The organism is Halopelagius longus (assembly GCF_900100875.1).
In the GTDB taxonomy this organism is placed as follows: Archaea; Halobacteriota; Halobacteria; order Halobacteriales; family Haloferacaceae; genus Halopelagius; species Halopelagius longus.
In genome coordinates this window covers 774,628-800,863 of record NZ_FNKQ01000001.1, presented here as the reverse complement: position 1 = coordinate 800,863, position 26,236 = coordinate 774,628, and the positions used below count along the sequence as shown (strand labels likewise).

24 protein-coding genes are annotated in these 26,236 nt (G+C 57.0%); 10 read left to right on the top strand and 14 right to left on the bottom strand.

Going from position 1 to position 26,236, the window contains the following annotated elements:
* Nucleotides 1-81 precede the first annotated feature (81 nt).
* Nucleotides 82-1,392 (top strand): 5'-deoxyadenosine deaminase, encoded by a 1,311-nt coding sequence (locus tag BLS11_RS04145; protein ID WP_092533349.1) that lies wholly within the window; start codon nt 82-84, stop codon nt 1,390-1,392.
* 1 nt (nt 1,393) lies between these two features.
* Here the strand turns inward: BLS11_RS04145 and BLS11_RS04140 are convergent, their stop codons facing one another.
* The 3 genes from BLS11_RS04140 to BLS11_RS04130 all read right to left on the bottom strand — a co-directional run bounded on the left by BLS11_RS04140 (nt 1,394) and on the right by BLS11_RS04130 (nt 5,204).
* Nucleotides 1,394-2,470, bottom strand: a complete 1,077-nt coding sequence (locus BLS11_RS04140) for a DNA-methyltransferase (protein ID WP_092533346.1) — start codon at nt 2,468-2,470, stop codon at nt 1,394-1,396.
* A 78-nt stretch (nt 2,471-2,548) separates the two neighbouring features.
* On the bottom strand, nt 2,549-3,802 hold the full coding sequence (locus BLS11_RS04135; protein WP_092533343.1) for a M20 family metallopeptidase: 1,254 nt from the start codon (nt 3,800-3,802) through the stop codon (nt 2,549-2,551).
* Complete coding sequence (locus BLS11_RS04130; RefSeq protein ID WP_092533340.1) at nt 3,795-5,204, bottom strand: APC family permease; 1,410 nt, start codon at nt 5,202-5,204, stop codon at nt 3,795-3,797. Before BLS11_RS04130 ends, BLS11_RS04135 begins: the two co-directional genes overlap by 8 nt.
* Nucleotides 5,205-5,500: 296 nt before the next feature.
* Between BLS11_RS04130 and BLS11_RS04125 the strand changes: the two genes are divergently transcribed.
* Nucleotides 5,501-5,833, top strand: coding sequence for a DUF7344 domain-containing protein (locus BLS11_RS04125; RefSeq protein ID WP_139172769.1), 333 nt, complete (start codon nt 5,501-5,503; stop codon nt 5,831-5,833).
* A 111-nt stretch (nt 5,834-5,944) separates the two neighbouring features.
* Here the strand turns inward: BLS11_RS04125 and BLS11_RS04120 are convergent, their stop codons facing one another.
* Nucleotides 5,945-6,667: a helix-turn-helix domain-containing protein gene (locus BLS11_RS04120; RefSeq protein ID WP_092533334.1), complete on the bottom strand. Its 723-nt coding sequence runs from the start codon at nt 6,665-6,667 to the stop codon at nt 5,945-5,947.
* A 135-nt stretch (nt 6,668-6,802) separates the two neighbouring features.
* On the opposite strand from BLS11_RS04120, the gene BLS11_RS04115 reads away from it, so the two are divergent.
* Nucleotides 6,803-7,516, top strand: a complete 714-nt coding sequence (locus tag BLS11_RS04115; protein ID WP_092533331.1) for a hypothetical protein — start codon at nt 6,803-6,805, stop codon at nt 7,514-7,516.
* Between the two features lie 90 nt (nt 7,517-7,606).
* Here BLS11_RS04115 and BLS11_RS04110 read toward each other — a convergent pair whose 3' ends face one another.
* Nucleotides 7,607-8,104 (bottom strand): YciE/YciF ferroxidase family protein, encoded by a 498-nt coding sequence (locus tag BLS11_RS04110; protein WP_092533328.1) that lies wholly within the window; start codon nt 8,102-8,104, stop codon nt 7,607-7,609.
* 234 nt (nt 8,105-8,338) lie between these two features.
* A complete protein-coding gene (locus BLS11_RS04105; RefSeq protein ID WP_092533325.1) occupies nt 8,339-8,695 on the bottom strand; it encodes a DUF7344 domain-containing protein in 357 nt (118 codons plus the stop codon).
* A gap of 184 nt (nt 8,696-8,879) precedes the next feature.
* On the opposite strand from BLS11_RS04105, the gene sfsA reads away from it, so the two are divergent.
* Entirely contained in the window at nt 8,880-9,593 is a 714-nt protein-coding gene (gene sfsA, locus BLS11_RS04100) for a DNA/RNA nuclease SfsA (RefSeq protein WP_092533322.1), read from the top strand.
* 99 nt (nt 9,594-9,692) lie between these two features.
* On the opposite strand, the gene BLS11_RS04095 is transcribed toward sfsA, so the two are convergent.
* The 3 genes from BLS11_RS04095 to BLS11_RS04085 all read right to left on the bottom strand — a co-directional run bounded on the left by BLS11_RS04095 (nt 9,693) and on the right by BLS11_RS04085 (nt 12,351).
* Complete coding sequence (locus BLS11_RS04095; protein WP_092533319.1) at nt 9,693-9,887, bottom strand: hypothetical protein; 195 nt, start codon at nt 9,885-9,887, stop codon at nt 9,693-9,695.
* 131 nt (nt 9,888-10,018) lie between these two features.
* On the bottom strand, nt 10,019-10,996 hold the full coding sequence (locus tag BLS11_RS04090) for an SMP-30/gluconolactonase/LRE family protein (RefSeq protein ID WP_092533316.1): 978 nt from the start codon (nt 10,994-10,996) through the stop codon (nt 10,019-10,021).
* A gap of 260 nt (nt 10,997-11,256) precedes the next feature.
* The gene (locus BLS11_RS04085) at nt 11,257-12,351 is read right to left on the bottom strand and encodes a tyrosine-type recombinase/integrase (RefSeq protein ID WP_175454370.1); all 1,095 of its coding nucleotides are present in this window, start codon (nt 12,349-12,351) and stop codon (nt 11,257-11,259) included.
* A gap of 1,353 nt (nt 12,352-13,704) precedes the next feature.
* Here BLS11_RS04085 and BLS11_RS18985 point away from each other — a divergent pair.
* The 4 genes from BLS11_RS18985 to BLS11_RS18980 all read left to right on the top strand — a co-directional run bounded on the left by BLS11_RS18985 (nt 13,705) and on the right by BLS11_RS18980 (nt 20,438).
* Nucleotides 13,705-14,880, top strand: coding sequence for a DUF8102 family protein (locus tag BLS11_RS18985; RefSeq protein WP_139172768.1), 1,176 nt, complete (start codon nt 13,705-13,707; stop codon nt 14,878-14,880).
* A 575-nt stretch (nt 14,881-15,455) separates the two neighbouring features.
* Entirely contained in the window at nt 15,456-18,683 is a 3,228-nt protein-coding gene (locus BLS11_RS04070) for an MrcB family domain-containing protein (protein WP_092533304.1), read from the top strand.
* Nucleotides 18,676-20,004, top strand: a complete 1,329-nt coding sequence (locus BLS11_RS04065) for a hypothetical protein (protein ID WP_092533301.1) — start codon at nt 18,676-18,678, stop codon at nt 20,002-20,004. The genes BLS11_RS04070 and BLS11_RS04065 overlap by 8 nt, the downstream gene beginning before the upstream one ends.
* A 122-nt stretch (nt 20,005-20,126) precedes the next feature.
* Nucleotides 20,127-20,438: a hypothetical protein gene (locus tag BLS11_RS18980; RefSeq protein ID WP_139172767.1), complete on the top strand. Its 312-nt coding sequence runs from the start codon at nt 20,127-20,129 to the stop codon at nt 20,436-20,438.
* A 60-nt stretch (nt 20,439-20,498) separates the two neighbouring features.
* Here BLS11_RS18980 and BLS11_RS18975 read toward each other — a convergent pair whose 3' ends face one another.
* From BLS11_RS18975 to BLS11_RS04060, 4 genes are all read right to left on the bottom strand, one after another.
* Nucleotides 20,499-22,145 (bottom strand): hypothetical protein, encoded by a 1,647-nt coding sequence (locus BLS11_RS18975; RefSeq protein WP_139172766.1) that lies wholly within the window; start codon nt 22,143-22,145, stop codon nt 20,499-20,501.
* Nucleotides 22,146-22,266: 121 nt separating this feature from the next.
* Nucleotides 22,267-23,001 carry a hypothetical protein gene (locus tag BLS11_RS18970; RefSeq protein WP_139172765.1) on the bottom strand — a complete coding sequence of 245 codons (735 nt, stop codon included), beginning with the start codon at nt 22,999-23,001 and terminating at the stop codon, nt 22,267-22,269.
* A gap of 99 nt (nt 23,002-23,100) precedes the next feature.
* Nucleotides 23,101-23,787, bottom strand: coding sequence for a hypothetical protein (locus BLS11_RS18965; RefSeq protein ID WP_139172764.1), 687 nt, complete (start codon nt 23,785-23,787; stop codon nt 23,101-23,103).
* Between the two features lie 277 nt (nt 23,788-24,064).
* Nucleotides 24,065-24,259, bottom strand: a complete 195-nt coding sequence (locus BLS11_RS04060; RefSeq protein ID WP_092533298.1) for a hypothetical protein — start codon at nt 24,257-24,259, stop codon at nt 24,065-24,067.
* A gap of 589 nt (nt 24,260-24,848) precedes the next feature.
* Here BLS11_RS04060 and BLS11_RS18960 point away from each other — a divergent pair.
* Nucleotides 24,849-25,295: a hypothetical protein gene (locus BLS11_RS18960; protein WP_139172763.1), complete on the top strand. Its 447-nt coding sequence runs from the start codon at nt 24,849-24,851 to the stop codon at nt 25,293-25,295.
* Nucleotides 25,296-25,618: 323 nt separating this feature from the next.
* Here the strand turns inward: BLS11_RS18960 and BLS11_RS19675 are convergent, their stop codons facing one another.
* A complete protein-coding gene (locus BLS11_RS19675; protein WP_245698670.1) occupies nt 25,619-25,771 on the bottom strand; it encodes a hypothetical protein in 153 nt (50 codons plus the stop codon).
* A 102-nt stretch (nt 25,772-25,873) separates the two neighbouring features.
* Here BLS11_RS19675 and BLS11_RS19670 point away from each other — a divergent pair, with 102 nt between their 5' ends.
* Nucleotides 25,874-26,221, top strand: a complete 348-nt coding sequence (locus tag BLS11_RS19670) for a hypothetical protein (RefSeq protein ID WP_245698668.1) — start codon at nt 25,874-25,876, stop codon at nt 26,219-26,221.
* The last annotated feature ends 15 nt before the right edge of the window (nt 26,222-26,236 follow it).

Genomic DNA, 26,236 nt, shown 5'->3' with positions numbered 1-26,236 from the left:
TATCGCTCGTCGGCACACCCCCGGAGGGTGCAGCCGATTCGGAACCCCTATCAGTCGGACTCCCCACCACCGTGAGGGAAGATGCTACTCGCCGGAACCGTCATCGCCGACTCGGCAACCGTACACGACGACGGCGCGGTCGTCGTCGAGGACGACCGCATCGTCGCCGTCGGCGACAGAGCGGCGGTCGAAGACGCCCACCCCGACCACGAGGTTCGGGAGTTCGACCTGCTCGTCCCGGGCCTCGTCGGGGGCCACATCCACTCCGTCCAGAGTCTCGGGCGGGGCATCGCCGACGACACCGCCCTCCTCGATTGGTTGTTCGAGCACGTCCTCCCGATGGAGGCGTCGCTGGACGCCGAGGGGATGCGGGCGGCCGCGGAACTGGGTTATCTCGAACTGTTAGAGAGCGGAACGACGACGGTCGTAGACCATCTCTCGGTGGCCCACGCCGACGAGGCGTTCGAGGCGGCGGCCGAGATGGGCATCCGCGGGCGTCTCGGCAAGGTGCTGATGGACAAGCGCGCGCCCGACGGACTCGCCGAGGACACCGACGCCGCGCTGAGAGAGACGGAGCGACTCGTCGAGAAGTACCACGGCGCGTGCGACGGCCGGATTCGCTACGCCGTCACGCCGCGGTTCGCGGTCAGTTGCACCGAGGAGTGCCTCCGCGGGGCGCGCGACATCGCAGACCGGTACGACGGCGTGACCATCCACACCCACGCAAGCGAGAACCGCGACGAGGTCGAAACCGTCGCCGAGGACACCGGGATGCGCAACATCGAGTGGCTCCACGAAGTCGGCCTCACCGGCGAGGACGTCGTCTTGGCCCACTGCGTCTGGACCGACGAGAGAGAGCGCGAACTGCTGGCGGAGACGGGGACGAACGTCACCTACTGCCCCTCCTCGAACATGAAACTCGCCTCCGGCGTCGCGCCCGTCGTGGACTACCTCGACCGGGGCATCAACGTCGCTCTCGGCAACGACGGCCCGCCGTGCAACAACACGCTCGACCCCTTCACCGAGATGCGACAGGCGAGCCTGCTTCAGAAGGTCGAACACCTCGACCCGGAGGCCACGCCCGCGCAGGTCATCTTCGAGATGGCGACGGTCAACGGCGCGAAGGCCGCCGGGTTCGAACGCGTCGGCGAACTCCGCGAGGGGTGGAAGGCCGACGTGGTCGCCCTCGATACGGACGTGACGCGCGCGACGCCGCTTCACGACGTGCTCTCGCACCTCGTCTTCGGCGCGCACGGCGACGACGTGGAGTTCACCATGGTCGACGGACGGGTGGTGTACGACGAGGCGGCGGGCGGCCTGCAGACGGGCGACGCCGACGAGATACGGCGGCGCGCCCGCAGCGTCGACTTCGAGGGCGCGTCCCAGCCTTGATCTACCGCTCCAGCGGTTCGTGCCGCGCGCGGTACCCCTCGTCCGTCTCAGTCACCTCGTCGACGACGTAGAGCGTCAGCGACTGCTCCTGTTTCGTCGTCACGGGGAAGTCGTACGTCTCCGACTCGTACCCGAGTTCCTCGCCCTCCTCGCGGCGTCGGGCGACGAACTCGCGGTGGTCGTCGAGTCGCCGCGTCGCAACCTTCCGGGAGAGGGCGGGCGCGTCCGCCGCCCGCCGGCCGAAGGCGTCCGCGAAGCCCGCTTCCAGTTCGACGCCGACGGAGTTCCGACCGGCGACCATCGCCGCCAGCGACGTGGTTCCCGTCCCCCAGAAGGGGTCGAGGACGGTGTCGCCGTAGACGGAGTACATGTTTATCAGGCGGTACGGCACCGCGAAGGGGTAGGCGGCGCTTCGCTCTCGCAACTCCCCGAGCGAGTCGCCCCCCTCCGAGGATGCACCGCCCGCCCCCTCCATGCGCTGGGAGGTGCCGGTCACGTCCGTCCACACGTCCGAGAACCAGCGGTTCCGCTCCTCCCAGAAGTACGCCGACTCGTACCGCGCGGTGTCGCCGGGGTCGAACCCGCGGGACTCGGACCCGTTGCGGAACACGAGGACGTACTCGTGTTCGAGGGTGACGTAGGCGTTCGGCGGAATCATCCCGCTCCCCATGAACTTCGCCGCGCTGTTCGTCGGTTTCCGCCACAGGATGTCCGGAAGCGGCTCGAATCCGAGTTCCGCGAACGCCTCGACGATGCGCGCGTGGTTCTGGTAGACGCGGAAACTGTCGTCCACCTTCCGCGTCGCGTCGCCGACGTTGACGCAGGCGATGCCGCCGGGGACGAGGACGCGCTTTACCTCGCGCCACACCTCGGTCAGAACCTCGTGCATCGCGTCGAAGGCGGCGGCCCCGTCGCCGGCCGCGAGGGCGTCGGCGGCGTCCGCGGAGAGTTCGGCGAACTGGTCGTCCCACATCTCGATCATCGGGTACGGCGGCGACGTGACGACGAGTTCGACGGCGTCGTCTTCGACGTCCATCTCGCGGGCGTCGCCGACGACGACGCGGTGGCGCGACTCCATTGCGTCCACCGTACACCTCGAAATTAAATACGCTTTCCCCGCCGCGGGCGCGTCGAGAGGAGGGACGCGCGAGTCCGACTACCCCAACAGGTCGGCGGCGGCCCGAGTCACCACGTCCGCCACCTCCACCACGTCGTCGAGGCGGACGAACTCGCCGGCGGCGTGGATGTTCCCCCCGTCGGGACCGAGGATGACCGTCGGGAGGCCCGCCCTGTCGCCGAGGTAGTTGAAGTCGCCGACGCTCGAGAAGTAGCCGTACGCGGGGTCCTCGCCCGTCACCTCGCGCGTCGCCGCCGCCAACGACGTGACGAGGGGGTGGTCCTCGTCGGTGACGTACGGCCCGTAGCGGATGTCGTCGGAGGGGGCCTCGCGGAACCCCACGTCCACCTCGCTCTCGACGCCGAGTTCGGAGACGACGCGTTCGGCGTCCGCGCGAACGTCCTCCTCCGTCTCGCCGACGACGACGTGGCGGTCCACCATCAACCGGGCGCGTTCGGGCACCGAGAGCGTCTGACTGCCGCCCTCGATTTTGAGGGGACAGACCGACCCGTCGCCGAGTTTCGGGTGCGTCCCCGTCTCCATCTCGGCGAGTCCGGCGGCCAACCGCCCGGCGTCCGCGACGGCGTTGACGCCCTCGCTCGGTTTCGACCCGTGGGCGGCCTTCCCGCGCACCTCGATGTCGTAGAGGAAGCGCCCCCGCGCGCCGAGGAGGAGGGCGGGGTTCTCGACGTCCTCCTGCGCCAGAACCGGACCGGGTTCGGTGACGACGGCCATGTCGCAGTCGTCGGTGTAGCCGTCGCGTATCAGGCGGTCCGTCCCGAGGCCGTACGGCCCCTCCTCGTCCACGACGGCCGTCAGAAGCACGTCGCCGCGGAGTTCGGCGTCCGATTCGGCGAGTGCCTCGAACGCCTTCATCACGGCGGCGAGGCCGCCCTTCATGTCGCAGGCCCCCTGCCCGTACAGTTTCCCGTCCTCGATGCGCCCCGAGGTGGGGTCCTCATCCCAGTCTTCGACGATGAGGACGGTGTCCATGTGCGCGTTCAGGAGAAGTGTCGGCGCGTCGGAGTCGGATCCCGCCAGTCGCGCGACGACGTTTCTCCCCTCGTACTCGGTGATATCCGGTTCGCTCACGCGGTGGTACTCCGGGTCGAGTCCGCGTTCGTCCAACCACTCGTAGACGAACTCGCTCATCTCGTCTTCCTCGAAGTACGGGCTCGGAATCCGCACGAGGTCCTGCAGGAGCGACACCGTCTCGTCGTAATCGACGGCGAGAGAGTTCGGTGCGTCGGACACGGAGGCGTCGCGTCCGTCAACGTCGCGTCCGTCAGTCATCGTCGGCCACCCCCTTCGTGCGCACCTGCGGGTCGTACTCGTCGGAGGGGACGCCCGGAAGCGTCGCCAAGATGGCCTCCACGTCCACCCCCTTCTTCTGTCCGCGGTACCAGAAGACGGAGAAGACGACGAGGCCGATAGCCACCCACGGCACGTAGACGGAGAGCGACCCCTGATACGCCCGCGTCAGGAGGCCGACGGAGCCGAGTGCGCCGACGAGTCCGGTCACCGAGAGGAGCGTCGGGCGGGTGAACCCGGCGCTCTCTGCGAGTCTGGACTCGGTCCAGAGGATGTAGAGGACGGTGATGGAGACGGCGGCGTAGGCGATGAGGTAGCTGAACGTCGCGATGGCGATGGCCTGACTCAGGCCGGTGCTCCAGAACGTCAGCGCCGAGGCGACGGCGTAGAGGGTCAGAAGCGACCAGTGCGGCGTTCCGAACCGCTCGGAGACGGAGGAGAACCACTTCGGGAACACCTCGTCCCACGCCCACGAGTACGGCATCTTGATGCCCGCCGCCATCACCGCGTGGACGCTGGAGGCGGTGGCGAGGAGGCCGCCGAACGCGACTATCGCCGTCGCGCTATCGCCGAGGAACGCCTCCGCCGCCGTCGCCAGCGGTCGGGCCGAGTTCGCCAACACCGTGTAGTCGGAGACGACGCCGTAGATGACCGCGGAGGTCCACATGTACAGGACGATGAGGATGGCCGTCCCGCCCGCCATCGCCAAGGGGAGGTTCCGCGAGGGGTTCTTCACCTCCGCGCCCATCTGCCCGGCGACGGCGATGCCGATGTACGCGTAGAACAGGGGAACCGCCGCGCCGAGGAAGCCGTCGAACCCGCCGGTGAAGAACGGCCGGTAGTTCGCTGGTTCGACGCTTAACGACCCCGGAATCACCAACACGAGGATGGAGAGGATGAGCACGCCGAAGATGGCGTTCTGCGAGACGCTGTACCCTTTCGTCCCCACGAGGTTGACGAGAAAGAGGACGGTCAACAGGCCGAACCCCGCCAGCGTCGGGTCCACCGCCGGGTAGAACACCTGCAGGTACGACCCGAACCCGATGGCGAGTGCGGCGTCGGCCGCCATGTACCCCAACCACTTCGACCACGTGACGACGAAGCCCGGAAGCCGACTCTCGAACGTCCGCGAGACGTACGCGTACGACCCCGCGGCCCCCGGGAAGATGGTGGCGACCCACCCGTAGTTGAGCGCGATGCTCATGGCGAGGACGCCCGAGAGGGCGACGACGAGGATGACGCTCGGCCCCGTCGTCGCACTCGCCGTCCCCAACGTGACGAACAACCCCGCCCCGAGGGTGCCCGCCACGACGGTGCTGAGTGCGCCGAACAGCCCCATGTTCCGCTTGAGACTCCGCCCGTCGTTTACGTCAACAGATGACATGCTACTTCGTCTCACTCTACTGCCGCATAGCGACCCTCCCTAGTATGAGAGGGCGGCCGCGAGGCGAGACAGCCGTCGTCTGCGAACCGCCGACGTATCGGGGACTGTCTATGAAAATGTGGGTGAAAGGTACCATTATCGGTCCGGCCCGCCTCGGAACGAAGTACAGTACCCGAGAGTACATAGTACGTGTCCGCCTCGGTTACGGACGGGAGACGGCAGCGTACCGTCCCTTCGGCGGTCCAGACGGGTCGCATACACAGTTCACACGGATACTGTGAGAGGTGATCTACTACATGGCTCCCCGACAATCGATCGACCCCGACGAGTTAGACCGGCTTCTCACCGTGCTCGCAGATCAGTACTGTCGCAGCGTCATCTTTCACTTCCGAAATTCGTCCGAGAGCGTCGCGACGGTAGCCGGCCTCGCGCGCGAGGTACGAAGAGAGGTAGAAGCCGACTTGGGGGCGATCGCCGTCCAACTCCACCACTCTGCGCTTCCGCGGTTGGACGACGTCGGTATCGTGGAGTACGATGCGAGGAGCAACACGGTCCGGTATCTGGACGGTGTCGCCCCGAGGGTACTGCTCGAAGAAGTCGAAACGCTCTCCCGCCGGCCCGGGCCCTGACGCGACGGCCTCGAACAGTATCGGTCCGCAGGACGCTACACACGCAGACGAACGTCGCAAACCGAGCGATTCGGTTTCGGACGATAGAGTCCGCGTTACCGACCCCGAGAGTCAGTCCACGTCTCCGAGCAGTTTCGACTCCGCCTTCCGAAGGTGTTCGAGCAACGTCGCCTTCGAGACGCCCGCCTCCGCCGCGAGTTCGCCCGCCGACACTTTCCGCGGCCACGTGTAGTACCCCCGCCTGCGGGCGAGGCGGTACACCTCGCGTTGCCGTTCCGAGAGGGCGTCCGTCCGGAACATCCCCGTCCCGTCTACGGGCGCGGTGATGAGTTCGACGCGCACGTCGGCGTCCATCTCCTCGCGGACCTCCTCCAACCGGTCGTGGACGGTTCGGCGCGTCTCGTGGACGAGGACGGTCCACCGTTCGCGGCCGTCCTGCATCCGAACCGGTTCGTCCGGGATGAACCCCCGCGAGACGAGGGCGTCGTTGATGCTGTTCGAGAGATCGTACCGGACGACGAGTCCGCGCGTCGCACTCCCCGCCACCGGCGTCTCCGCGCCCGCCTCCTCGTCCGTCTCCCACACCGACTCGGTGAGTTCGGAGTCGCGTACCGCCGCGACGAGGGCGTCGAGTTCGGCCGTCGAATCGGCGTACGCCGTGAATCGCCCCGTCGCCGTCCCGTCGATGCTGTGGACGCCGTGGCCGAGGAGTCCCGCGTCCGTCTCCTCGGTCACCTCGAGCGTCCAGCAGTCGGGATGCCAGATGTCCAGCGTGACCCGAACCCCCCGTTCGGTCCGTCCCCCGCCCTCGGCGTCCTCACCCTGTGTCGCCATTACGTCCCGTACCACGGGAGGCAGCGGAAAAACGTTTCCTCACGGTTCTCGACGGCTCTCGGCCGGGCGACGGCGGGCGAGTCGCCCCGGGAAAATCGCATCGTACTTCTCCTTCGAATCCGAGGTGGGCGACGGATGACGGGACGGTTCGCCATCGACATCGAGACGGTGAGTCCGACGCTCGACCGCTACGAGAGGCCCCCGGACTTCGGTGACCCGCGGTACTTCGAACTCCTCGCCGTCGTCCTCGGGTACGAGTCGCCGGCGGGGGACCGGGAGACGGAGATGCTCTTTCGGACCGCCGACTCCCCCGAAGACGAACTCGCCCTCTGCGGGCGCGTCGCCGAGTGGATGGACGCGCGCGAGGGGGAGACGTACCTCACGTACGGCGGCGGGAGATTCGACCGCCCGCAGTTGCTCGGCCGAATCGAACGGGCGCGGGAGGCCTGCGACGACGACGGGGAGGCGGCGTCGAGGCTCGCGCGGTTGCTCGAAGACGAACTCGAACACGACGACGTGCAACCGGACGCGTGGGACGCGTTCGGCGAGTACACCCGCCTCGAAGACGCCTGCGAGCGCGTCGGTATCGACCCCGAGGAGACGCGCTGGACCGACTACGAACACGGCATCGACCTCGACGAGGTGCGGCCGTCGAAGTACCGGGGTTTCGAGAAGGTGCTCAACGCGGACGTCCCCGTCTTCGGCGAACGATACGTCGCACTCGCGGACGCCGGCGCGACGGAGACGCTGACGTTCCGCGCCCTGCGTGACCTGTTGGACCACTACGGCCGCGAGGACATCGTCCACCTGTTCGACCTCGCCGACGCTCGGCCGTTCGACGGCGACTGACGCCCTCGTGCGGTCGGACTCGGCGTCTCCGGTTCGGTAGAAAATAGCGCGGGTGTGGACAGTACGCGTCGTCTCGTCCGAGGGGCGGCGTCAGGCCTCGCCCTGCAACTGGTCGTAGTCGTAGTCGTTCGCGAGGTTGACCAGTTTGGTGAGCGTCTGCTCCTCCTCTTCGAGGGTCTCGTGGAGGAGGTCGCCGGCGTCGTCCATGCCGAGTTGGTCGGCGAGTTTAGCGAGGCTCCCGTACGAGGCGATTTCGTAGTGTTCGACCTTCTGGGCCGAGACGTTGTCGAAGATTTCCAGCTCCGACGTGGAGGGGTCCTTCTGGGTGAACTCCTCGTGCTCTTCGATGAGGCCTCCTATGGCCTTGCACTCGTCGGCCTCGGGTTCCATCCCGACCTTCTCGAACACCTGTTCGAGTCGGTCTATCTGCCCTTGGGTCTGCTCGCGGTGCTGGGAGAACGCCTCCCGAAGCTCTTCGTCCTCCACCTCCTCGGACATCTCCTCCAGCGCGTTCAGAATCTGCTGTTCGGCGCTGTACATGTCCTGCAGTTCGCTCTTAAACAGTTTGTTGGGGCTGTTGGCACTCATAGAACCACCACCGAACTGAGGACGTCGTACGTCTGTAAACTGTTTGGCCAATCCGACGGATAGTACAGCGTCGCTCGATGGAAACCGTAGTTCAGTTAGAATGTGTCACTCGCGTGTGTTTCAGGCTCGAATCGGTCATCGAAGACCTCGGTCGGAGGGGGTAACCGACCGGGGGACGGACTGGTCCGCTCCGCCGCCCGACTCGGCGCGACGGGGCACACCGCAGCGAGGCTTTCAGACCGTCGAGAAGGGGTGGTCCGACCCGACGAGGTCGTCGGCCGCCTCGGTGTCGTCGGTCGGAGCGACGTGCTTCTCTCCGGACGCGTACGCGACGACGCCCGCCTCGTCTAACTTCGGCAGGTGGTTGTGGTGGAGCGACAGTTCCACCCGTTCGACGTCGCTTGCAGGGAGGCCGTCGAGTGAGACGCCTCGCGTCTCCGCGGCGACCCGTTCGGCCAACTCCGAGAGGCCGACCGAACTCCCTTCGTCCGCGAGAATTTCGACCACGGCGTCTCGGTGCTCCTCTCCGAGGACGGCGAAGTAGTCGCCGAACGCCCCGTCGAACCAGTTTCCGCCTTCTTTTGCAGCCATCGTTTCTACTTCGAGGAACGTCCTCCACCCCCCAAAGTGTTGTACCTAAATATGTTGAGAGTCGATAACTGCCTGTCAGATAGACCGTCTCTCCGAGAGAAGAGTGGGCACCGCGGCGTCGGGTGGACCGCCCCGCCTTCCAAAGGTCGAAGGGTCGTCCGGTAGTACGCCAGACGAGACTGGCATGGAACCGCTTCTCACTTTCGACGAGGACCTCCTGACGGGGACGGTCGTGGACCGCCCGAACCGCTTCGTCGTCCGCGTCCGCTTCGACGACGCGCCCGAACGCGCGTTCCTCGGCGACCCCGGCGCCCTCGAAGGTACGGTCGAACCGGGACGCGAAATCCTCTGTTCGCCCGCGGACGACCCCGACAGGGCGACGGACTACGACGCCATCGCGGTCGACGTCGAGGGGGTGTACGTGAGCGTCAGGACCGCTCTCGCGAACGACCTCTTCGAACGCGCACTTTCTCGCGACGCGATACCGGCGTTCGACGGGTACGCGACCCGAAAACGGGAACCCTCGCTCCCGGACCACGGCCGAACGGACTTCCTCCTCGATTCGCCGGACGAAGAGACCGCCTACGTGGAGGTCAAATCCTGCACGCACGTCGAGGACGGCGTCGCCAAGTTCCCGGACCGTCAGACCGAACGCGGCCGTCGCCACCTCCGCAGTCTCGACGCACTCCGCGAGGACGGGTACGAGACGCACGTCGTCTTCGTCGTCCAACGGCCCGACGTGGAACGCTTCCGCCCGTACCGCGAGGTGGACCCCGAATTCGGCGACCTACTCGCACGCGTGCGGGACGCCGGGGTCGGCGTCCACGCCGTGACGACCGCGTTCGAACCGCCACACTACCGGCTTCGGAACGACGACCTGCCCGTCGAACTCGGCTAATCGGAGGTGCAGAGAGGGTCGAGTGCCGACTCGGAGGCGTTCTCGCGGCGGACGCAGCGAATAACGACTCTACGGCGACAAACGCTCGGCACAGACGGCCTATCTCTCGGTCAGTTCCATCACGGTATCCGCGATGACGTACGACGGTGCGAGAATCATCACGGCAACGGAGACGGCAAACGCGAGAGAGCCGAATACGCTGGCTGGGAACGTAAGCGACGAGAGATCACTCGCTAGCGTCACCATCGCCAAGAGAAATAGTCCGACGACGCGGTACAGTTCGTTTCTATCCATAGGCGACGTTGACAGGATTCGACGAAGACTGTTTCCATCGAAGAACTGCTCATCGTCCACCGGTGAGGGGCCGATTCCTCGCTGAGGTGGTCTGAGCGGTGCTTCGGCGCGGAAGTGTGACTTGCCGATATCTATTCGGAGCGTCTCTTCTTCGAAACGCGGACGACGGTATACGCTGCGTCTTCGGGGTTCTCGGTTCCAAACCGAGCATTTACCGCGTAGAGGGCGTCCCCGCACTCGGCAATCGTCGTCGGTACGTCGAAATCCGAATCGGTGATCTCACACACTACTTCCCCCTCCTCTTTTCCCGATTCGAGGTCCACAACCGCGATGAGATTGTTTTCGTTTCGGACGACGTACAGCGTTTTGCAATCCAACAGGATTCCGTCCCCGTTCGTCACCGTCTCTCCGCCGAGATCGATCTCACTCGCGTCGCCCGACTCCGGATCCACTTTGTACAGTAGTCCGGTGGACGAATTCACGATGATCAGGAACTCTCCGTCGGGCGGGGCGTCGATGCCGTTGGTGTTGAACCCCTCGACCGACCGGAAATCGCCGCCCAGTGGGATCTCTTCTACCTCGCTTTGCTCGGGTAACTGCCCGGCCGGACCGAGTGGCACCTTGTAGAGGTAAGGGCGGGACGAATCGGTAAAGTACGCCGCCGACGACGTTACGACGACGTCGTTCACGAACGTTCCCGGGTCGGTGAGGGTGTAGGTAGCGACCGACTCTCCCGTCTTCGCATCGTACACGAAACCCTTCCCCGTCTCGCCCCCGGAAACGAAGAGGTTGTTGCTCCGGTGGTCGTGCGAGAGACCGATCGCGACCCGGTCTTCGGCCGCCGGTACGAAGACCTCGCCTTCCCCGGTACGCAAGTCACCCCGGTAGACCGCCCCCGAGACCCGTGACCCGACGAAAAACGTCGTCCCCCGGCCGGTGACGATCCCTTCGGGCTGGAATCCTTCGGGGAGAGGGATCGTATCCGGGAACGCAGGCTTCGCCGAAGCCGTTCCGCTACCGATTGCGACGGCTCCGGCCAGTGGAATCGCTTTCAGGAGTTTGCGTCGGTCGTAATCGATTCGTTCGCGTCCGGCCCGTTTCGGTGACATCGGTTTTCTGTTGTGGCTTTTAGGTGCTCCAACGGTCGGCGCTGGAACTGTTCTCTGGATCTATCCGGCTTCGGAACCGTGCCAGTATGTAGCACGGTGTGCACGTAGAGCCAATGGTGTCTATGATATTATAATTTCCCGTCCGTTATATTGACTTCCCGAATCAGCGGAGAATACGGTCACTTCGATACACGGTCTCCTCGCTATCGCTCGTCGGTGGTCTCGAAGAGAAGTGGGTTGGGGCGGGATACACACGGCCCTCATGCTCCACCCCCCTCAGAATCGCCGAAGGAAAGACGATCGACGTACTCACGACGGCGCTCTTCGAGGTCCTCCAGCTCGGTCGGCTTGTCGTAGTGCTTTTTCAGTACGCGAACTGAGGTGTTCACCCGTTTCGCCACCTTCTCGATTGGCACTCCCCGATTCAGCTGCCACGTAATCGAGCCGGTCCGAACCTGGTGCGGGCTTCGGGACGATGGACATTGACTGGCGGTGGAGTACGAGAGGTAGTCGCACGTCTCCGGGTTGTTCCCGTGAGGACATGCACCGTAAATACACGGAACGGTCGCGATGTACGTCCACGCTCGGACTGCGTTCCTCGACGGACGACCAACCTCGCTGGTTACCAAGGGACGCCGACCGTTGTCGTCGTGCACCGCGTGCCGATTCTCCGCGAGGTAGGTGTCGATAATCTCGCAGATGTCCGTCGGAAGACCGACAGCCCGCTCTCCGTCTTTGCCGTTCTTTAGCGGTGTATCGTCGGCCGGTCGGTGGAAGAACTGCAGGTACTCCCTCTCCGAATCGTAATCGTCGATGTCGAGACCGCGGATCGCCCCGAGACGGGCGCCGGTGTACCACTCTAATGCGAGTAGTACGTGGGCACGCGAACCGTACTCGTTCGCTTCGTAGTAGTCGAGTAGTGATTTCGCGTTATCCGAGTGGAGTCGAGTGTCATCAACGAACTCGTCTCGCGAGACGTCCGGCGGGTCGACCTTCTCCGGGAGCGAATCATCGACGAGCTCGACACGGGCGCAATATTGGAGGAAACTGCGCAACGTGAGGAACTCCTTGTTCAACGTCGCGGCCTTCATCCCCGTTGAAAGGCGGTAGTTCTTGTACTCCTCGAGGTCCCATCCCGACACATCGCTGATCGAGACGATTTCCTCCTCCTCGCAGAACTCGGCAAAGTGCTTGAGTTGATACCAATACGCTGAGACAGTCGACTCTGCCTTTGAGACGCGAATGCTGCTCAGCCACCTCTCTAATGCTTCCCGCGGTGAGAGGTCAGGGATCCGGTCTCCACTACCATCGGTTTCACCGGCGATAGGTACCTCGTAGGTCGGTGAGTCGCTCAAACCCACTCACCCCCCGTACCCCAGTAACTCTCCAAGATGCCTCTCGATACGTCCATCTGATCAGAGACGAGCTCTGACGATGTCCCTCGGCGAAGGAACCACGCCATCGATCCGCGGCGAATACTATGAGGTGAGCGCGAGCTCGGACACTTCTGGGGCGAACCAGAATCCATAGCTTCGCATGTTTTCGGATCCTGATCGTGGGGACAGCTCCCAATCACGCACGGGCGAGTAACCCGATAAACTGCGTCTCGGACTGCTCCTCTACTAACCCGGCCTTGTTGAGTCGTGATCAGAGGATTTCGATCGTATCTGTCGATGACATCACATCGATGATGGTTGATGTAGTCCAGAATTACGTTACTGGTACTACTACTGATGCTAATTGACCGCTCCGCGTCACTTCCGTTCTTTAAGGGCGTCTCCGTCTTCGGTCGATGCCGAATACGGAGTAACTGTGCTCCAGCGTCGAAATCGCCGACGTCGAACGATCGCAACGTTCCAAGTCGAATTCCTGTTCGCCAGAGAAGTGTGAACAGGGCGTGGTCACGGCTGGCGTACTGGAATTGATGAAGATAGTCCAGTACTGCCTTTCCTCGATCCGGCCCTAAGAAGTGGTTTCGTGTCTCCTCTTCAGGCTCTACTGTCGGGATGTGAACCCGCTCAGAGATCCCGTTCGGAACTACGCTTCTCCAAGCACAGAACTCCAGAAACTCTCTGAGAGTCTGCAAATGGCCCGCAAGAATTACTGGCTCAACACGCTCTTCAATCCACATACGGAAGTAGTGGATATCTCGTCCGCTGAGTGAACTCATATTCTGGAGCCCGTTCTCTTCTGCCCATTCAACGAATGCCTCCAGCCGATTTCGTTGACTCTCTATAGTCGTTTCCGATAGTTTGGACTCCCTCGCATTGAGGTACTCCTTTACAGCCTCGGCAGGTGCCTTGGGAGTTAGTCCGTTACTCATAGACTTCAACCTCCAGGTGTGCTTCTTCTGCAATGGTGGACCTGCGAGGTCTACAGCGGACTCTACTTCCACGTTGTCGGATCTGTCGTTTGGTTTTGATCTGCATTCGTTCAGTCGTTCGTCGAATTAGGGTACGACGAGGCCCAGGAACGAACGCAATAGGTTGATGGAAAACGCACTTACCGTACGCTCCCCTCTGGGAACATACGGAGCACCATCCTACTGGCTCGCTCCGTGATCGATCATTCCGATGTCCGGGGCCTGGTTAGTGGCCGTGCCCCGGACGTCGATCGGTTCTATTGTGGTCAACTGCTCGCATTGGCAGTAGACGGATTGGCACGGTAAATATATTTGCTCTGATGGGTTAAGCCAAATTGGCTTTACTATGTCTGACCGCAATGAGCGCCCTCGAGGTATACTCACCCCAAAGGATAGAGCACTTCTTAGGGGCGAAATCAAATACGAGTATACACAGCAGTATTCCAATCGGCGAAAGACCATCCGTGAACGGATCACAAACGGAATTCTCGATTTTGACACCATACAATATCTGCTCGGTGATGATGATCGTAAGCGGATTTTCCTTGACCCTTCTCGCGAGGCCAACGTAGAAGATGCTCAGTTTCATGAGGCCGTTCGTGCACTTCTATACTGGACATATTTCGGCCTCAAAGAGCAGAATTACGACTTTGAAGGGCTACTTACTGAGGCAATTGAGGAGGCTGAAGAGGAATTTGCACAGAAATACTGGGGTGAGCATGTTGACGTATCTGTGCGGTTCGATGTCGACATAGCACGGATCCATAGCACCGAGAATCTCATCGCCGCCGTAGAACAGGGGGGGCCAGTTAAGGCAAATCGGCTTTACGATTTGCTCACTCTATCGGGTGGAGTCCCAATTGATACTTCGAAATTAGACACGGTACGCGTTTGGTTCCAGTCCTCATATCCGAAAGGAGAGAAAGCAGTTCTCGAAACGCTATTTTCCCAATACTTAGACACGGAAGTCGAAATCAAAGATGCAGTAGCCCGAATCACCTCGGAAGATCTTGGTATTGACAAAAATAGCGCAGTCGTCGATAAGGGTCAATCACCGTCCAAACCAGGTGAAATCAAGAATTACAGATCCTCAACGAAGCCGGAGGTGAACATGGATGCATTAGAGGAGGAGATTCATCAACAGGCAATACTGGACGAGTTACCAGATCTAGACAGTCATACCGCCGAGGGAGATAAGTCGGTTCTGGAGTCAGCTATTGACGACATCGTTGAAGATGCAGATAGCTTTCCTCCATCGATCCGTGATATCATAGAAGACAGAAAGGATAGTGATGATCCTAATGAAGAGGTCTCTCCAGAGAGGGTGCTAGAGTTACTAGAGCAAATCCGGGATCCATTTGCAAGTACTGTTGAAATCGCTGCTGCACTTGGTTGTGCTCCAGATGCGGCTCGGCATGCCCTATCGTCTCTACTCAGCTCTGGGCAGATCAAGTGTCATCCAGTAACCGAAAAGAGTGGGGATCAAGTTCCTATTTGGTGGGTTGAGGAAAACTCCGAGTAAAGGTATAGAGAGTCGATCTCAAAGGATCTTTGACTGGGCTTGGATAGTGAGTAAACCAGATTACCACGGTCGTTAGGTGCGGACGCCGTGGAGAAAACCATCTCATATCTTGCACTACTGGCAGTCTCCAAAGAAGGGACACAATCGGTCCAAGGGTTCAAACTAGAGGCACCCCCACTATACCCATCGATGGCAATCTCGAGAGACATGGAATTGCGTATCCACGGACACCTACGTGAGATCGGACTTGTGAATGATGATCTGATCGGTGGGCGGCAAGGGTTTCCATCGTCTATTGCCGGCTATGAACGATCACTTCGCAGCGTGGCAGAGTGCGCGACTCAAGATGAAGTGGACGAGGTTGCGGAATACATCAAGTCTACGATTAGTGAGGAGGGAGAACGGCCCACGAATAGAACAGTCCGCCGCAGGGCCCGAACGATTGTCTCTAAGGCAGGGTATCCTGCGAACGAGTTCCTCAACACCGCTTAATACAGCAATCGAGCTGCCGTTCCTGATACGATGCAGCCTTTCTGAACGCGGGTTTTAAGAGGACATTCAATAGAGATGAGATAATGGCGGGTACCCCCAGTTTCGGAGAAGTGCTCAAACAAATTCTTGAACAGTATCCTTCTCCCAAACGCATTGGCAGAGGGAGAGAATATACACGAGTCAATACGGACGAGGATCTACTTGATCTCGTCACAAATAAAGCAGAACAGGCAACGAAAGGAGTTCTTGGTGACCTGGATGATACGTTCCACGTTCGACCCTCAATGGGGCAGGGGGATATGTCTGATATCCCCTATATCCCTATCCAAATACCAGAGGAAACACAGACAACTCAGAAGGGAATCTACGTCGTATATCTCTTTGACACCGATGCAGAGACGCTCTATCTTACGCTAAACCAAGGCGCGACTGAGGCACAACGAGCCTCAGGCCTTACTGGACCTCCATACTCCAAAGAGATACTCTCCCGGCATGCAGAATCCTATCGCTCACAAATTGATTGGCCAAATCGGTTCACAGGTGGTCCATCTCAACTAACGGAGGAAGTGGTCTTAGATAGTGAGGAGGAACCTGTGAATAGAGCTGACAAATATAATGCGGGAACCATCGTCTACCGGGCCTATGACATAGACGATCTTGGTGAAGATGCAAACGACACCCTCACTAAGGACTTAATTGAGATCGTTGGGCTGTATCAGAACCTGCTCGATATCTTGTATTCTGTCCCTGAATTCGAAGAGGATAGTGCGAACGTGTGGAAAATTTCGCCAGAGGGTGGTGATGACCCTTATTGGACCACTTGGCAGAAGGAGGGAATTGCATCGATTGGATTCACAAAAGAGGCGGTTTTCCGTCCAGATGAGGAAATCGATTCTCCTCCAGAAACGCACAATTCCCCGGAGCGGCAGGCATACAACGTCCAAAAGGAGATTGAAGAGGGAGACATTGTCGTCGCTGGGGCCCCGAAGACCAAGATTGACGTAGCATTCGGTGTCGGACGCGTTACTCAAGCACATTTCGAGACGATGGCTGAATTAGATGATCCCTCCGCTGTAGGGCCATCTGATTTTGATCATGAGGTTTTGATTAGTGTTGACTGGTATCCCTTTTCGGACCACGGAATTGCGGTAAACTGCCTCAAGGAGGGTAAGAAATTATTCCACAACTGGACTGTAGAGGAGTTCAATGCTCAACTTGATCACTTCGTCGGTGCGGTTGCTCGACGTATGGTAGTCCAAGAGTTAGCAGAGAATGAGGACACGGTAATCAATGAGACGGTAGATCGTTTGGATCTCACCCGAGTAGATAATGGGCACAGGGATTCCTCAACCCGTTACTTCTGGGTGAACTCAGCGAGTGAGAGTTGGCACCGCGAAGATGGTGAAGCGTTCTACAAAACCACCACGAGTGAGGGTAGACAACGGCGGAACCAGTCCGCATATAAACAAGCACGTCCGGGCGATAAAGTCCTAATATACCGGAATGCGCCTACACAGGCAATTGTCGGCCGGGGGCACATTGAGGCTGGACTCCACGAAGAGTATTCCGAGACCCGTGATGAATCAGTTGAGGGTATTACCATTGGATGGGATGACTCACTTGAGGGAGTCGACTGGGACCAAATACAGTCAATTCCGCAATTGGAAGGAAGCGAGCTCATTGAGACGAACAACAACTACGTCATCACAGAACTCTCAAAACCGCAGTATGAGTCGATCTTAGAGCTCGCAGAGGCAGGCGGGCCGAATTATTTCTGGATGACCGCAAGTCCAGAAATTTGGGATTTAGAGTCTATCGACAAAGGGGAGGAGGTCTTCTATACGGCCTATAACGAATCTGGGAGGAAACGACGGCTCTACGAAGAATTCGAGAGAGCCCGTCCTGGGGATCGAGTGCTATTCTACGAGTCCTCACCTGTCCAGCAGATAGTTGGGGAGGGAACTGTGGCTGAGGGACTCCATAAGGAACAGCCAGAACATCGCAATGAACCAGTCGAGGGAATCACCATCCGATACGACGACTCCCTCGCGCCAGTCGATTGGCAGATGCTCTCTTCACTAGATGAATTGAAAGGGACAACGGTGATCCGGGATAATGCACGAGGAACATTATTCCCACTATCTAAACGCGCGTTTGAGGCTATCCGTTCAGTATTCCCACTCAATGAGCGTATCGAGGATCTTCGAGCGCGTCTCTCATCTCTGAACGTCTCTGTCGAGCTCCCTGACGAACTCTACTACGAGTCGGAGGCTGACCTCCGACGTCAAATCCAATCATCACTCAACTCAGGGAAACACATCATATTTACTGGTCCCCCAGGGACGGGGAAGACTAAACTGGCAAAGCACGTCAGCAAGACTGTTTCTAACCAGCATGGAGATATCGTTGATGGATATCGATTCACTACAGCGACTGCTGAGTGGACCACCTTCGATACTATTGGTGGATACATACCAAACCGATCGGCGGAGGGCGACGAACTTGTCTTCCAACCACGTATCTTCCTAGACTGCTTCCGGAAAGATGGCTCTATCTGCAATGAGTGGCTTGTGATTGACGAAATCAATCGGTCAGATATCGACAAGGCATTCGGTCAACTGTTCTCGGTACTCTCAGGTGACTCCGTTCAATTACCCTATGAACGGGAGTCTCCTATCGAGATTGCTTCACTTGATGAATCAACTACTGACGATGTTCTGGAGTCTATCGTTACAAACCAAGATATCTTCCCGGTTACACCCTCATGGCGACTATTGGCGACGATGAATACCTATGACAAGACGTCACTTTACGAACTCTCCTACGCGTTCATGCGACGCTTCAACTTCGTGCACGTCGGCGTGCCGTCACTATCAAAGGATGGTCGTGTACGAACATCGCTTCTGAATCCAGACGCAGAAGAGAACTACGGGACCGTATGGACTGAGGCTGATGAATCCCTCCTCAAACCCTTAGAGGCAACGTACAAACAATTATCCGTAATCTGGCATAGGGTCAACAAACACCAGACCATCGGTCCATCGATTGTCCGAGATATGCTCGGTTATCTTGCTGCGAGTGGCCCTTCGACACTCGAAGATCCTGGTCCCGCATTGACAGACGCCGTCATCGCACTAGTATTCCCGCAACTTGAGGGGATGTCACCCCAAAATCAGCGGAGTCTGATCGACTCACTTACTGCCACGAGTGTGCAGACAGAAGCAGGCATTGTTGATCTAACGCTTGATGAATCCCGGCTAAAACAGAAAGCTGAGGACTTTTTCGACCTGCCACCTCGATCTGATGAGTAAGTTAGAGCACGCAGAATTGGTTGATGGTGTCCGGGAAGAGCTGATCACCTACCTTCAGAATGGGACGGTAAACAAGCAGGCGGTCGCTCGTACGCTCGACATTACAGAGCTAGGCATTGACGAGATTGATCGCCTCAAACGGATTCACTTCTGTCTCAGTAGCGATGTAGTCGATTTCATCGAGACGCTGCAAGGGCGACTTCGGCGTATCAAGACGGCTAACCAGCGGGATCGAGAAATCACCCGAGGAGAGGTTCGCGGCGGTATCGACTGGCAGGCAACAACCCGAGTTCGGTACACCGAGTCGGCTGGTGACCGAACGCGGTTCGCCTGCAAGACTCCCTACACCGAGTACGATATCGGAGAAAACCTCGTCCTCAAAAAATTGCTCTGGTTAGTGCATTCGACGGTACAGGAGGATATCTCTGACATCAACTATGACTGGCGGAGAGAAGCCTGGCCTACAGAACGCATCGCTATGTTTGACCGCATCTATGCTCGGAATGTCCATCTGAACCGAATCCGTGATGGAGAGGATATTAGGGTTACAAGGCGAATGCTGAATACTGCTCGGACCGCTCGGCAATCACTCTACACCGATGCTTACAGGCTCTATGATCGATACCGTCGGCTACTGGCGGGTAAGTACGAGGATGAAGACGTGTCACAACTATTGTCGAACACCCTCGTCATTCCAGAGCGGTTACCACGGTTATTCGAACTGTTCTGTATTTTCCAACTCCTGCGTTGTCTCAGCTCGCGAGGTTTGAGACTACAGCCTATCGAATCTGGGGCAAAACAGCTAGCCATCCTCGAGAGTGATCAGTATACAGTCGATATCTATCATGATCAGAATGGCGGCCTTTCATTTCACGTTCCTCTCTCGGAGCTTGAGGGAATTGAGGCAGACTACATCGACCGCTACCAGAACGTACAACGACGACACGGAGAGTTGGTCGATGCTTTCCTTGGAAACGATACACAACCATCTCTATTTAGCGGACGACCCGATCTCGTCCTCGAAGTATACGAATCTCGAGCACGAGAGGTTCTGACTGCGGTCGTCCTCGGTGAGATCAAATACAGCGATAACCAGCAGACCTTCACTCGAGGGCTGGAAGAACTGCTCAAATACATTGAGTTCGCACAGTATGAAGAGTACCTCTCTGACTTAGACATCGATATACAGGGATTGATAATTAGTGATGGTGTCGAAACGAATCGAGACTCGCCATTAGATGGGGAAGTTACTCACATCTCCGCGTCTGATTTAATCTCTGTAGGATATCCTGAGAGTTGGATACCAACCCAAATTCGTTAGCTACCTTTTCGCTGTTACCCTCGACCGGTGGCCGCTTGATTCACTTTTCTCTCCGCTACTGGGCCATTCTTAGTAGTGAAGACTACCGAACATATATGACAAAATACTGCCAACAATAGGCTATGGATGAAGTAGTGTTTGACCCTGACAATGGTCACAGAGTAGAACTTAGTGTGGATGGGTCTGTTATACCGGGCCGATACAGGGTCACCATAACCTCAAAAAGAGAGGGTTCTGCGAAAGGAAGAATTGAGCCCTCAGGAAGCGGTTCAATAAAACGTTCTCACTTTCATGACCTAAATAAAAAGAACAAACAATTGATGATGAATCTGAGAAATGAAGATGGGAATTCCTACAGGATTACGCGCGTTACCCCTATCGATATTAGCGGATCTCAGATTGAGTGGAGAGCAGACAAAATAATACAGGTGTAATCCATATCTGGCTAATTTACTATTTCTGATAAAATCCTATTCTCCGAAGCTCACCAGGGTTCAAGCTGTCACATAGATATACGTAATCACGAGTAACGCAATTCCGATTACCCAAGGTACCCATTCGTACTGGATTTCCATGTTCTCGTTTCCGAGCAGCTTGCCAAGCATATCGATCAACGAGATGATTGCACCTGAGATTAGGAACACGACGCTCCCAATACCGGCAACAAGTCCGACCGCCTGAGAGCCACTTACCTCGTCGACAGTCCGTTGGATACTTTTGAGGGTGGAGTCAGACTGAACCGCCGACTGTTGGACTGAACTCGACTCTGCTGCTTCTACGGTTTCGCCACCGCTCTTAGTTTCATCTCCGCTCTTACTTTGGTATTCCGTGGATTTCTCAGACGGTCTCTTTTCGTCACGAGACGGTGTCTGTGTCGGATTTTCTGTACTCTGGTCTTCCTCTACGGTTGCAGTCACCGTTATTGACTGCCACTCTGACTGTGACGACAACTGTTGTTCTTGGATGTACTCTCTGACTGTCGAGGCGTACTCTGTCGCCGTACTGCTCTCAATGCTTAGACGATCAACTCGTTCACGGTCGTAAACGATGAGAGCAGTTCCTTCTAACCGTGGGTCAAGTTGACTTGCGTCGACGACACGGCCCGTTACTTTGTATCTGCCAGTTTCAGGCTCAACAGGAGTATCCTGAACCGTATTTGAGACGCCGGCGTAGTAGACCAACTGGTCTGTGTTTTGGGGTGGTGAATCGAAGAGAACTCCACCGTGAACGACTCCATCTGTCGGAACGGGGAGACAACCAGTAGCCGGATTTGTGATTGAGGACGGTGCGCATTTCGCGGCCGATAATAGTGTTTCCTGAGTACTTAGTGAACTTCCGACCACGTTTGTGGTGACTGTAACTACCTCTCCTCGGTGTGCCGAGAGCTCCTCCAGGTTAGAGACCGTAGTCGATTTCGGAGTAGTCTGGCCGACAATGGCGGAGACACCACCATCTCCACCGCCAACAACGACCATATTGACTGTTGCATTGGTCGACATCCACCACCGGGTTTGTTGGCTTGCTCGACCGATGCTACTAGTAGAGAGGGGAAGACGACCAGTAAGTTCGCTACTTAGTTCGCTGTTCTGTTTGGCGAGAGAGAGGTTTACTGTTGACCACTTACCCTCCCGACCTGGGCTTTTGAATGCGTTAGACGAGGACCGCTCTTCGCCCAGTCCCAATAACGAATCTTGGAGTACCAGCTCTCCTTCAGTTGCGTCAACCGTATGTGTGATTTGGGTGACTGACGCAGAAACTTGTACGAACTCGTACTGATACTTTTCAGGGTTTTTCTCAAGTTCGTCAAGCAAAACTTTTGTTCCCTCTGGGTTGACGTTGAGGCTAGTCGCGACGAGCAGACCAGTCCCACCTTCCGGTGGCAGAATCTCAACGCCGGTTATAGATGCTTGACCAACAGCTGGATCTGATTCTGATAGCACTATGTACTTGGTCCCGCTGTCGGTGAACAATAGAGAGGCGTGTTGTATAGAATCGAAGCCATACGATTCGACTATAGATGATGTCTCAGAAACGTAGTTTGCCTCTGCTTGAGCGGAGACGTTGACGATCGCTCCTTCGTAGGTTGAAGAAGACTGTGCATGAGTTGAGGTTGGAACGGCAGAAAGAGCCAACGAGATCACAAGCAGTAAGATAACTAGTTTACGCATAAGGTTGGTTAGAACACAGTCATGTAGGGATACTAATTATTCTTCCGAAGAGTATACTCTTGAGAACCGTCTCTGGGATGCTTCCGAGAATAGCCTATCCCTGGCGGTCGTAAGATTGGGACATCTGTTCTTCAAGTTCTGACCATATCCCGTCAATGATCATAATGAGAAGAATCATAATCATCATTCCAATACCGTGCCAGAGAGAGGCCTGAACTGCTGCCATGAAATATGGTGGCTGAAATAGGGATAATTCAACTTCTGGGGCAGAGACTGCCCAATAAAGAACAATAAACGAACTATATTTCGACTTCTCTATGGCCCACTGAGTTGATTTATGAAGTCCATCTGTAGGAATATCATAGTGGCGGATGATTGTGAAATACGCAATACCCACTAGAACTGCACCAATTGAATCTAAGATTGGTTGAGCAGTCTCCTGTCTCGACAAGACGGCTTGGAATACTGCAGAGGCTAAAATAAGAAATGAGAGACCAGTAGCAGTGTACCAAAGTGACCTCAATACTTTCCCTTCTGCACTAGCCGCTCCTGCCTCACCTGAAATCCGATCTAACAATATCACTCCTGTCAGCGAGAACAGGGACACCCCACCTACTACGGCATATGTTCCTGCCGAGGTACTATCCGGTACAATTCTAGGAACAGAGGTAGTAACCGCAGCAAATATCCCAATTACCGCAAATATCTCCGAATTCTTTTGGAGAAAATCTGCAACAGGCAATGACCTCTGTCTCTGTCCGTTACTCTCAGAGTACACTCCTCGCCGTTCTCTTGATTCCCGCTTCAGAGGGTCATTCAATTTGGTCATCCGATGTATACCTTCCAATCCTCAGCTTGTTGATTAAGATATCCCTGAATTATCCCCGTACCATTACTTCCGAGAATGGCCCATACGAAGAAACATAACTCACATCTCAATTGTTCTCCCTTGATCTGGTTTAATCGACGAACTCACATCGTCGTACTTCCACTGAGCAGTATTATTCTCCGTCTGAATACGGAGTGCTGGAGCCTGATCATCTTCGATGAGGCCCCAGACCCATCCCTCGTGTGTAGTGTTTGGGCCGACAGCTGGACCTATATCTCCAACCCCGTTTGAATAGACATATAATTGTCTGCCGTAAACATTGATTCCATCAATACCCAGTGACTGGTATCCGAGATCAGGCAGAACAGCCCCTTCGTTACCCCCATACACACGGATGTCATTGATGCCAGTCAAATAGAGTGTATTTGGGTCTTCTTTCAGCGTATCGTAGTTCTGTAGATTGAACGCAGGTGCCTCATGTTCTGTGATATCGTCGTTGACAGCCGCGAGTTTGAACAGCGCAAGTTTCCCGCCGTCTGGCGCTTTCCAGGATCGGGGCTTACTACCAATGATGAATTGAGCCTCCTTAGCCGTCGCTACGTCAACCACAGTCACCGTTAGCTCACCAAACATTGTGCTCTCACCGACGCTCAGATATCCTCCAGGGAGAAGTGAACGTAATTCAGCCGGAAGCCTTGGAAGATTCCCAGTTGAATATGACCAGCCCCCAGCACCTCCAATTCCTAATAAACTCATTCCTGAAATGAGTCTCCTACGTGATACCATAATATACATTCAATACAGCTGTTAGATATGTCTTCCCCAAATCTTCCGTTGCTTAAGTTCAATCCGACCCTTTGACTAGTTCCGAGAATACCCCATTCAAGGAAGAGAAGCCTTTGGAGATGCTAAGTCAGAGACCGATTGGTGGGTTTGCTGAATACAGAGCCCATATTGGTCACCAACTTGGCACTCAATGTGAGCTAATTGAGTCGGTAAGTACGTCTGCGCTACTGAGCGGCTGATCCGGATCTCTAACGGCTAGAAAAAAAGGGTCGTGAGTTTAGAAACTCACGTAGATGTACGCGGCAATCCCGATGAACAGGACAGTCATCACCAGTCCCACGAACTGGTTCAGTCGGTACGTCTGATACCGTCCTGCGCTGTCACGGGGTTGACCGAATAGCGCATCGATGCCGCCGAGGACGAGTGCTATCGCGACGAATGCACCTGCGGCCAGTTCCACCAAGCCAGCCATATCTTTCACCTCCTCATTACAATCCTATTTTATGATATTTAACTGTTGTTGGCCGACGCTAAGCCACCGAATCCGCCCGCGTCACCTCGTTCTGTCCGCCGACTATCCTGGGGATCACGTTGGCGGTGTAGTCTCCTCACCTAGACGGCTCGCGGTTGTCTGAGACCACTGCAGCATCGTCGGTGTCGCGGACTCATGCAAGGGCATCGACTCCAGCGGCCGAACCAGCGACTCACGTACTCGCGCAACTAAATCGCAGACAGTTCCTGATCGCCAGTGGCATCGCCTCCGTCGGCGCTGGCGCGTTGTACGCGTCGCACCCAACGGTAGCACTGCACGTGCTACTTCGCAGTTAGTTCAGCGCCGAGAAGACGAAACAAACTGCATGACAGTATCAGGAGTCAACCTAGTTGGAACCGCTGCTTCCGAGAATGGCCCACTCTCGGATATCGTGCTGCCGAAATCACTGTCTCCTGACAGGCACTGGCAAGCATGCTGAATACCGGGCGCATATCGGTCACAGAATTCGCTCAGCTTCGGAGTAACATACAGAGAACAGATTTATCAAATATGCTCAAAAGTGTACGGCATGAGCACTCGGCAGATTACTGGTGAAATAGAGATCCGACAATCAATGGATGAATTGCGTAGAAACAATATGTACCCAGATATTCGACAACTCGCTATCGATTTGGGAGAAGCATCAGATTATGACGAACGTTTAGATGTTTTCGACCGTAACGGGTGGGATAAAAACCATATTGCATATATTCGAAGTAGCAAGCCACGATTCCATGGATACAATAATCGGGTGGCTGCTGAATATATTGGCAGCAAGAACCGAGCCCGAGTTCGGTCGGACATTCTTTGTTTAGAGAGTTATTCTAGAGATGATATGATTGACGCTGCTGTTATAGTAACTACGCGGGAGTCAGATGCAAATTTATCATGGCTTGATCAAGATCTAAATGACGGAATTTTAAATGACTATATATTTGACGTACCCCTATATATTATTGAAACCCGATCGATGTGATATCCACTTAACTAAATAATCACTCTTAATATTGACACAGACGCGCACTTACCAAACAGCTGTTTTACAATCAAGAGTGTGAAACGGATAGTAACCACCTGCTGAATACATCCTCTTTATTCCGGAGGACGGTAATGACAGTAACAAGAGTCAAAGTTGGTTGAACCGATGCTTCCGAGAATAACCTATTCTCGTAACCATCTGCTCCTTGATCCTGCCAAGTAGCGGGTTTACTCTCCATATCGGAGTCTCCGAACGGGCTAAGGTTCCGAGATTCGTAGCTACCTCTGTTTACCGGAAGTATGCAAGCTCGACCCTATCCTTCAAAGTCTGGTCGCCGACTCTGGCTGTCCCGGATCGAACAGCAACAGCTCCTCGACCTCGTCGACGAAGACTATCCTCGACGACGTATCGCTCTCGATCTCGCTCTTACTGGACTCCGGAGTGACGAAGTCCGAAACGTAGAGCCACGTCACTTCGAACGTCTCGATGGTAGCGACGATAAGTGGCGCCTCGTCATCCCCGACGGAAAGACCGGAACGCGCTCAACGCCAGTCGCTCGAGACCTCCGTGAGCGCGTGAAGTACCTAAAGTCGGCTGCTCGCCTCCGCGCCGACGAACCCATCATCGATGTCTCGACTAGGTCGCTCCGCGATTGGATTAGCGAGGCGCGGGAGGAACTCGCGGACGATCTTGGGGATGATCGATGGCACGACCTGGGAATGCACGACCTCCGGCGAACGTGGGCGACGGACACGTTCTATTCGCTCGCCTTTGAGGGTGTTCCGATCGCCGAGGAACTGACGATGGCATGGGGTGGCTGGGCAATGACGGACTCGGGACGCGAGACGTTCCGGCGGAACTACCTCGGGCCAGTCCCGGATCACGTCACCTCCCGAGCAATGGACCACCTACCGCTTCAATGAATAAAGGGAGAAAGG

What these genes read in the sequence shown, in the direction of transcription:
- BLS11_RS04145 (WP_092533349.1), top strand. Translation starts at nt 82, where the DNA reads ATGCTACTCGCCGGAACCGTCATCGCCGACTCGGCAACCGTACACGAC.
- BLS11_RS04140 (WP_092533346.1), bottom strand. Translation starts at nt 2,470, where the DNA reads ATGGAGTCGCGCCACCGCGTCGTCGTCGGCGACGCCCGCGAGATGGAC.
- BLS11_RS04135 (WP_092533343.1), bottom strand. Translation starts at nt 3,802, where the DNA reads ATGACTGACGGACGCGACGTTGACGGACGCGACGCCTCCGTGTCCGAC.
- BLS11_RS04130 (WP_092533340.1), bottom strand. Translation starts at nt 5,204, where the DNA reads ATGTCATCTGTTGACGTAAACGACGGGCGGAGTCTCAAGCGGAACATG.
- BLS11_RS04125 (WP_139172769.1), top strand. Translation starts at nt 5,501, where the DNA reads ATGGCTCCCCGACAATCGATCGACCCCGACGAGTTAGACCGGCTTCTC.
- BLS11_RS04120 (WP_092533334.1), bottom strand. Translation starts at nt 6,667, where the DNA reads ATGGCGACACAGGGTGAGGACGCCGAGGGCGGGGGACGGACCGAACGG.
- BLS11_RS04115 (WP_092533331.1), top strand. Translation starts at nt 6,803, where the DNA reads ATGACGGGACGGTTCGCCATCGACATCGAGACGGTGAGTCCGACGCTC.
- BLS11_RS04110 (WP_092533328.1), bottom strand. Translation starts at nt 8,104, where the DNA reads ATGAGTGCCAACAGCCCCAACAAACTGTTTAAGAGCGAACTGCAGGAC.
- BLS11_RS04105 (WP_092533325.1), bottom strand. Translation starts at nt 8,695, where the DNA reads ATGGCTGCAAAAGAAGGCGGAAACTGGTTCGACGGGGCGTTCGGCGAC.
- sfsA (WP_092533322.1), top strand. Translation starts at nt 8,880, where the DNA reads ATGGAACCGCTTCTCACTTTCGACGAGGACCTCCTGACGGGGACGGTC.
- BLS11_RS04095 (WP_092533319.1), bottom strand. Translation starts at nt 9,887, where the DNA reads ATGGATAGAAACGAACTGTACCGCGTCGTCGGACTATTTCTCTTGGCG.
- BLS11_RS04090 (WP_092533316.1), bottom strand. Translation starts at nt 10,996, where the DNA reads ATGTCACCGAAACGGGCCGGACGCGAACGAATCGATTACGACCGACGC.
- BLS11_RS18985 (WP_139172768.1), top strand. Translation starts at nt 13,705, where the DNA reads ATGTCTGACCGCAATGAGCGCCCTCGAGGTATACTCACCCCAAAGGAT.
- BLS11_RS04070 (WP_092533304.1), top strand. Translation starts at nt 15,456, where the DNA reads ATGGCGGGTACCCCCAGTTTCGGAGAAGTGCTCAAACAAATTCTTGAA.
- BLS11_RS04065 (WP_092533301.1), top strand. Translation starts at nt 18,676, where the DNA reads ATGAGTAAGTTAGAGCACGCAGAATTGGTTGATGGTGTCCGGGAAGAG.
- BLS11_RS18980 (WP_139172767.1), top strand. Translation starts at nt 20,127, where the DNA reads ATGGATGAAGTAGTGTTTGACCCTGACAATGGTCACAGAGTAGAACTT.
- BLS11_RS18970 (WP_139172765.1), bottom strand. Translation starts at nt 23,001, where the DNA reads ATGACCAAATTGAATGACCCTCTGAAGCGGGAATCAAGAGAACGGCGA.
- BLS11_RS18965 (WP_139172764.1), bottom strand. Translation starts at nt 23,787, where the DNA reads ATGGTATCACGTAGGAGACTCATTTCAGGAATGAGTTTATTAGGAATT.
- BLS11_RS04060 (WP_092533298.1), bottom strand. Translation starts at nt 24,259, where the DNA reads ATGGCTGGCTTGGTGGAACTGGCCGCAGGTGCATTCGTCGCGATAGCA.
- BLS11_RS18960 (WP_139172763.1), top strand. Translation starts at nt 24,849, where the DNA reads ATGAGCACTCGGCAGATTACTGGTGAAATAGAGATCCGACAATCAATG.